The 7,184-nt window shown below is 46.3% G+C and carries 7 protein-coding genes; 3 read left to right on the top strand and 4 right to left on the bottom strand.

All coding sequences use genetic code 11. The features are described 5' to 3' along the window. Nucleotides 1-582 precede the first annotated feature (582 nt). From HY879_06605 to HY879_06595, 3 genes are read left to right on the top strand one after another with little or no spacing between them, the layout of a single operon-like run. Nucleotides 583-1,404 (top strand): stage 0 sporulation family protein, encoded by an 822-nt coding sequence (locus HY879_06605; protein MBI5603009.1) that lies wholly within the window; start codon nucleotides 583-585, stop codon nucleotides 1,402-1,404. 52 nt (nucleotides 1,405-1,456) lie between these two features. Beyond that, a complete protein-coding gene (gene metG, locus HY879_06600; protein MBI5603008.1) occupies nucleotides 1,457-3,370 on the top strand; it encodes a methionine--tRNA ligase in 1,914 nt (637 codons plus the stop codon). A 1-nt stretch (nucleotide 3,371) separates the two neighbouring features. Then, a complete protein-coding gene (locus HY879_06595; GenBank protein ID MBI5603007.1) occupies nucleotides 3,372-4,586 on the top strand; it encodes a (Fe-S)-binding protein in 1,215 nt (404 codons plus the stop codon). Between the two features lie 86 nt (nucleotides 4,587-4,672). On the opposite strand, the gene HY879_06590 is transcribed toward HY879_06595, so the two are convergent. The 4 genes from HY879_06590 to HY879_06575 form a co-directional block, all read right to left on the bottom strand. Beyond that, nucleotides 4,673-4,873 carry a hypothetical protein gene (locus tag HY879_06590; GenBank protein MBI5603006.1) on the bottom strand — a complete coding sequence of 67 codons (201 nt, stop codon included), beginning with the start codon at nucleotides 4,871-4,873 and terminating at the stop codon, nucleotides 4,673-4,675. Beyond that, the gene (locus HY879_06585) at nucleotides 4,870-5,154 is read right to left on the bottom strand and encodes a DUF4258 domain-containing protein (protein ID MBI5603005.1); all 285 of its coding nucleotides are present in this window, start codon (nucleotides 5,152-5,154) and stop codon (nucleotides 4,870-4,872) included. The genes HY879_06590 and HY879_06585 overlap by 4 nt, the downstream gene beginning before the upstream one ends. Nucleotides 5,155-5,454: 300 nt before the next feature. Then, nucleotides 5,455-5,619, bottom strand: coding sequence for a DUF4433 domain-containing protein (locus tag HY879_06580; protein MBI5603004.1), 165 nt, complete (start codon nucleotides 5,617-5,619; stop codon nucleotides 5,455-5,457). Nucleotides 5,620-5,944: 325 nt separating this feature from the next. Beyond that, nucleotides 5,945-7,060 (bottom strand): radical SAM protein, encoded by a 1,116-nt coding sequence (locus HY879_06575; GenBank protein MBI5603003.1) that lies wholly within the window; start codon nucleotides 7,058-7,060, stop codon nucleotides 5,945-5,947. Nucleotides 7,061-7,184: the final 124 nt, after the last annotated feature.

Raw genomic sequence — 7,184 nt, 5'->3', positions numbered from 1 at the left:
GGTCTCCGTCATAACGGACCTTCTTCCCCATCAAACAAGCGCTGATTCCCAGCAAACGATTGGTTTCCAAAAGGACCCCCAAAATTTTTCTTTTGTATCATGATTTTGGGTTGGCTGCAATTATTCCTCAACAATACTTTCTTTTAGGGCACCCAGGTACATGATGGGGACCGGCATACAGACCTCCTTCTCCGGGTAATACATACACCGGTAGGAAATACCTTAAAATAAAAGCCGAGTATACTTATAGTATACCCGGCTCGGCCCTGCCTTATGGTCGGTTTGACCCAAAAATTTATGTTTAAATTGAAGATAAGGGTTAAACCAATTTTGTCAATGGGCCTTGCTGCCTTGATCGGGGGACAAGGTTCAGGACTTGAGGATTGGGAGGGATTCTTCTTAAATAGCTGAGGGAAATTCTATAGTTGGGAAAGAAGACACCGGGCCGGATGAGAGGGGTTTACAGAAAGAAAAAAACTTGTTAATATTAGTATAAAAATAGGGTTCGAGGCCGCCAAAGGCCGGATTGAATCCTTTCATGGATCACAAATGCCCGTTGCGGGCATAGGAGTTCAATTATAGATGTCTACTGAAAATTTAAAAATTGTCGGAATACGGTTTCAAAATTCCGGACCGATTTATGACTTCGATAGCGGCCACTTCGTCTTGAAATGCGGGGACCTGGTTATCGTTAAGACCGACGAAGGGATGGGATTGGGCAAGGTGGTTCGAGGTCCGCAGAAAGTCGACCGGATCGATGAGGGAAAAGAACTCAAAAAGATATTTCGTCTGGCCAATGAAGTGGATTTGGATCAGCATCAGAAAATCCAGGAAAAAGAAAAGGAAGCCTTTGCCTTTTGTTTAGAGCGAATCCGCGAAAGAAATCTGATCATGAAGTTGGTCAAGGTGGAATGTTTCTTTGATGGGAGTAAGATCATTTTTTATTTCACGGCCGACGGGCGGATCGATTTTAGGGAATTGGTTAAAGATCTGGTCCATCGCTTTCATACCCGGATTGAAATGCGCCAGATTGGGGTTCGCAATGAGGCCAAAATGCTGGGGGGCCTGGGGCATTGCGGCCGGGGAGTGTGCTGTTCCACTTTTCTTCCTGATTTTGCTACGGTTTCTGTCAAGATGGCCAAGGAACAGAACCTGCCCTTAAACCCGATAAAAATTTCTGGGCTCTGCGGCCGGTTGATGTGCTGCCTGACCTATGAATATGATACCTACCTGAAACTGAAAAAGGATTTTCCAAAGTGCGGGAAGACCGTTATGAGTTCCTTGGGGCCTGTCAAAATCCTCAGGCAAAATGTCATGGAGGGTACTCTCCTAGTTGAGACCCAGGAAGGAGAAGAGAAAATTCTCAAGGTTGGAGACTTATCCCCGGGCACTGAAAAAAAATAAAAGACGATCTCTCGCAGAGCACGCAGAGACACAGAGAAAATAAGGAATCGTTGTGGAAAAAACATTTTATGTAACCACCCCCATTTATTACGTTAATGCCGAACCGCATATCGGCCATGCCTATAGCACCCTGGTGGCTGATACCTTGAACCGGTTTTATCAATCCCTTGGATATAGCTGCCGTTTCCAGACCGGCACCGATGAGCATGGAGAGAAAGTGGTCCAGGCCGCTCAAAAAGAAGGGTTGGAGCCGAAGCCCTATGCCGATCGAATCAGTCATCTGTTTCGCCAGACCTGGCCGGAATTAAATATTCAGCCCGACCGTTTTATCCGGACCACCGATGCCGATCATATCCGGGTGGTGACCTATATATTGAACAAGGTTTATGAAAGCGGGGATATCTATTTCAGCGAATACGAAGGCCAGTACTGTCTGGGATGCGAACGGTTTTATACCGAGCGGGAACTGGTAGACGGCTTATGCCCTGACCATCAATCCAAACCCACCCTGGTCAAAGAGGCCAATTATTTCTTTCGTATGAGCGCTTATCAGGATTGGCTGATCGATCATATTAAAAAGAATCCGGATTTTATTCGCCCGGAACGCTACCGGAATGAAGCCCTTTCTTTTTTAAACGAACCATTGGAAGATCTTTGCATTTCCCGGCCTAAATCTAGGCTGACCTGGGGGATTTCCCTGCCTTTTGATGATAATTATGTAACCTATGTCTGGTTTGATGCCCTGATCAATTATCTGACCGGCCTGGATTTTCCGAATGGGAGCCTTTTCCCTCAATTTTGGCCCTCAGCCCAACACATTATTGCCAAAGATATTTTAAAGCCCCACGGCATCTATTGGCCGACCATGCTAAAAGCTGCCGGGATAGAGCCTTTTCAACATCTCAATGTCCACGGCTATTGGAACATAGACCAGGCCAAGATTTCAAAAACCTTGGGTAATGTTATTCGGCCGAAGGACTTGATCGAACGTTTTGGAACCGATGCGGTCCGCTATTTCTTCCTGCGGGAGATGGTCTTTGGGCTGGATGCCCATTTCAGTGAAGAGGCCATGATTCAACGGATTAATGCCGATCTGGCCAATAACCTCGGTAATTGTTTCAGCCGCAGCCTGACCATGATCGAGAAATACTCCAGCGGGACAATCCCCAAACCGGAAGAGTACGGCCCGGCGGAAGAAGGGCTTAAGGAAAGGACTGTTCAGGTTTTGGAAACCATGAAGCAGGAGACCCGGAAGCTCGGTTTTCATAAGGCCTTGATGATTCTATGGGAATTGATTGATGAAGTAAATAAGTATATCGACACCCAGGCCCCCTGGGCCTTGGCCAGGGACCCGGGACAAAAACCGAGATTGATGACGGTCCTTTATACTCTGGCGGAGACCTTGAGGCAGATAGCCCTGCTGCTCTTTCCCTTTATGCCGCAGACTTCAGTCCGGATGGGTCGACAATTAGGGATTGGGGTTCAGTCAGGACCTCCAAAATGGGCAGAGGACTTGTTCTGGGGGGGAATTATTCCCGGGACTCCTATCCAAAAAGGATCGGCCCTGTTTCCCCGTATCGAAACGGAAAAGGCCAAACCGGCTCCTCCGCCCAAATCCCCCAAAGAACCGGTGATACCCGTGCTTTCCCCCCTGTCCTTTGAAGAATTCCAAAAATGGGATTTGCGGGTAGCCAAAATCCTTTCGGCCGAAAGGGTCCCTAAATCCAAAAAACTTCTAAAATTAGAGATTGACCTTGGGGAAAAAAGGACCCTGGTGGCCGGTATCGGTCAGGACTACGCACCGGAGGAGCTTCCAGGAAAAGAGATCGTGGTGGTGGCCAATCTTTTGCCTACCAAGCTCATGGGAGTGGAATCCCAGGCCATGCTCCTGGCCGCCAGGGATGAAAAGGGATTAAAGCTGATCATTCCTGAAGCAGAGATCGTTCCAGGGACCAGGGTAAAGTAATTTGTCATGGGAAGAAGAAGTTTCGAAGTGTATTAAATGCGGAAGCTGCCATTCCGTCTGCCCTATTTATTTAGAGACGGGTCAGGAAACCCTGGTAGCCAGGGGTAAACTGGCCATCCTTTCCGGTTATTTCTCCGACCCCCTGACTGCCGATAAAGAAATCTATCATCTGTTAAGTAACTGTCTGCTCTGCGGGGCCTGCGCTGAAAATTGCGCCAGCGGGGTCAAGGCCGATGAGTTGATTCAGAAAGGCCGCTGCCTGTTTATGGAAAAGGTTGGACCGGCCAAGTTGAAAAAATTTCTGGCCCGGGAAATCCTGCCTTGTCCGGATCGGCTGAAAATCCTCCGGGGAGGGCAAAATCTGCTATTCAAAAAGATCCCCGGAGAAAGGGGATTAAGGCTGCGCTTTTCCACGGACCCAAGGGCCTGGCCGGAACTGGCCCGGCCTTTTTTTCTGGATCGGAACCTAAAGCCGGCCATCCAACCTAAAGCCCATTCCCCTGAAATCGGTTATTTTGTGGGGTGTACAACCAATTATCTCTACCCGGAAGTGGGTGAGGCCACACTGAAACTCCTTCGCCCCATGGGAACTATAACAGTCCCGACACAGCAGAGCTGTTGCGGCCTTCCGGCTTTCAGTTTGGGCGACCTGAAGACAGCCCGGGACCTGGCCAGGAAAAATGTTCTGGCTTTTCATCGGGACCATTTGGAGGCCATCGTGGTTTCCTGTTCTTCCTGTGCCACCCACATCAAAATGGCTTATCCCGAGCTTTTGGCCGGGGAGACGGCGCTTCAGCCCAAAGTTAGGGGTTTTATCCAAAAGGTGGAGGAGCTGAGCCAATTTCTGGCAAAGAGAGGGTCCAGCCTGAGTCCCAGCCCTTCCCTCTCCCCGCTATCCGTGGCTTTCCACGACCCTTGTCATGCTAAAAGAAAACTCAAGATCGAGAAGGAGCCAAGAGAGCTCTTGCGGTCCGTGCCCGGCCTGTCTCTGGTGGAACTTAAAGGCAACCGCTGCTGCGGCCACGGCGGCCTGTTCAATCTCAGCCATCCCGATCTCTCCCGGAAGATCCTGGAACACCCCTTAACCGATCTGGATAGTAGTGGGGCCGAATGGATTACCACCTCCTGTATGGCTTGTTTAATGCAGTTTAAATTGGGGGTTCAGAGGACGGGGAGGAAGGTCCAGGTAAAGCACTGGGCGGAGCTGATGGTTTAATGGGCCGAATAATATAGAAGGTATTTTACGCGGCATGGTCAATCTCTCTTTTGCCGAGTCCCTCCTGAGCGTTTTGTTAGTACCTATCAAGCTGCTTTATATTTTGCAATGAGTTCGCGTATTGCCGGTACGATTTCTGTTGGGACCTCCATAACTGTCTGTCCCAAAGCCTCGAATACCGCCTCATCCTCAGCAACGGCTTCTTCTTCAGACTGCGATTCATAGTGGGCTAATACCTTTTTCACTCGTTCAGCATCCCATCCTGGTGGGAAGTTACTTTGTTTCATTTTTTCTTTCTCCTTCTGCGACGACGATAGGCAATTAATGGTTTGCCTCGTAGTTCATAGGCGGTAATTACAAAAACGCTATTTGGGTCTGGATCAGGAACATAAATTATTCTTAGATAACGTCCATCTGATGTCTTCCCGATTGTGATTCGTGATCCCTCTCGACCCGGTCGATCTTCTCCCGGGTTGGAAAGAACCTCTTCCACCTCTGTTTCCGCAACATCGTGTCCATAGATATGAGGTAGCCCAGTTCCTGGATCGATGTAATAACGGATATTCAATTCAATTATACCATCTTTTCTCGTTTTATTTTATTAGTAAAAGTCGAGCCAACGCGGCGATCAGCCGAACCTTTCTCGAACCGTTTGTCAGCCGATTCTTTTACGGTTTGGAGGCGTATCTACCGACGCGTCACTCGGCTGGAATATAATGACTTTACGGTCGCTGAACTCCCTTAGTGCCGCTTCGGAAAGCGTTCTTGAACTGAAGTGCGAGGCCTCGTCCCATGATGCCGACGCAGTTGACCGTATTGACTAAGGCTTCAACGTCTTCACTAAGTATGTCGCCTGTTTTGTATTCGATCATAAAAGTTGTCGTTGTTTGATACCGTTCATGCCGATGGTGGCGCCGGGCGAAGAGCTGCGGAGGATCTCCGCGTCGCACCAGAGCCAACCGTCTGCAATAATCGAGGGCAGACTGTCGACGTGAACGATGTGGTAGATCTTTGGTTCGGCAGGTATCGGCATGGTCATTCTTCCAATTTTACAAATAGTTCGATCTCTTCTTTTTGGTCATTCAGAGCGTTCGCCCCGTTGCGCGATTCCGGTTCCTTAACATCGATCGCAAATGCTGCTTCTGCTGACGATCCTTGGCTACGATGGGAGATTATGCCAAATCCGATTTAGAACTCAATATCTATTGGCTCGCGGCATCGGTGTTCCGCTTAGAAGCTTCTTTTTAGGGGTAAAAAGGCCTTTTTTTCCCCTTCCTTTATTCACTTCATTATAAATTCAATCCTCTGGCGTGGTCCGACCCGTTTGCCGCTTTCGGTATGACCCCAGTTCACCGGCATCATTTTTCTAATCTCAAAAATTCGATAATCTCACCGTTATAGATATGGTTAAGAAGACCATTGAGCGTTTTATTCGAACTATAATCAAGACATTCTACACATTCTTTAGGAGCTCTTTGAAATTGAATAGACCTTTTGTTGACATTCCATATGCTTACGAAGGAACTTTCTTGAATTATATTTCCTATCGTTTTCCAGCTTATGCCACCTCTACCTTTTGGACACATTTGAACATTTCCATTAGCCTCAATCATAGTCCTAACCCTTGACACTAGACATTTATCAAATACCGAGTGAGGAGAAAAGGTAGTTCTATTAAAATCTGTTGGAAAAAAAAGTTTGAATGCCTCATCCTCGTATTTGTGTTTAGCTTTCCTAAAATTATCTACCAAGCGTTTTAATTCTTCGGCTGAAAATATTATCGAAATATTGCCTTTAATCAACCGGAAAGTGATATAATCAACGCCAATATTTTTCATTTTTTCGGATATATTACAAATTCCATCAATATTTAAAGGGTGAAGCAAATATGTAACTCCAACCTTTGTGGATTGCACTATACTTTCTTTATATCGCCCATTATTATAATTCGTTATATTATTTACAACAATATTGAAGGAATGAATGGATGTACCATGCAGTTTGGCACGAGTTGTTTCATTATAAGAATCTAAGCTGAACCTTAAGTGGACAAATGGCCTTAGAAAAATCCGCTGATATTCGTTAGAAAATAGATCCCCGTTCGTCAATAATGTAATGTGTACTGGAAAACCCAAACAATATTTAAAAATATTATAAGCCTCTGGATGCATTAACGGCTCGCCCCCACCACAAAATCGCACAGAAATAGTTCCTTTTAAAACCATTTCTTTTATTATTTTTTTAATTATTGGAAAACCCATACTACATTCTGGAGATGATAAGCGGTAAGTCTTCGAAAAGCAAAAATGACAAATGTGATTACATCTATTGGTTATATCAATGTCTAATCGAGCAGGCCAATCATAGACAAAATCACTTTTAAGAATCTTCAAATAATCTTCAGGGGTTTCTGGGAAAAAATCTCCGGAATGTCCAGGGATTATAAAAGTATCTAAATTCAGACATCCTGACACAGTGCCTCATTTTTATGTAACATGGACGATATCCTTGACACCATAAACGAGTCGAAGCTTCGAACCCGGGAATAATGTTTTTGTCGAATTCAACATTTCACAGAGCCTTCCGATAGCCTTGCTG

The sequence above is a fragment of the Deltaproteobacteria bacterium genome (genome assembly GCA_016219225.1).
Taxonomy (GTDB): domain Bacteria; phylum Desulfobacterota; class RBG-13-43-22; order RBG-13-43-22; family RBG-13-43-22; genus RBG-13-43-22.
This window is presented reverse-complemented; position numbering and strand designations above follow the sequence as displayed.